A 232-nucleotide genomic window follows, 5' to 3' on the forward strand; every position below is an offset into this window, starting at 1 on the left:
GCGACATCAAATGAAGCAGCAGCAGGATGGACTGGCACTGAAACAAGTGCCTGACTAGGTTTTTCAGTCGGTGAATAAAAGGTTCCTACCGGCCTTGCCATGGGGATCAATGGTGCAATGTCATTCTCTTCTGAAATAGGGACACAACGATGAGGATCAAACACAATGCCCTTCAAGACATGGCCAGTGTCGCCTACTTTGACAGTCAGCAGATAACCAGCTTCAAAGGTTC

1 protein-coding gene is annotated in these 232 nt (G+C 47.8%); it reads right to left on the reverse strand.

The window, feature by feature from the left end:
• Positions 1-232: hypothetical protein (locus Q0795_RS17195; RefSeq protein WP_298891803.1), on the reverse strand; the 232-nt coding region annotated here is incomplete at both ends.

Source organism: uncultured Serinicoccus sp. (assembly GCF_947487915.1).
GTDB lineage: Bacteria > Actinomycetota > Actinomycetes > Actinomycetales > Dermatophilaceae > Ornithinicoccus.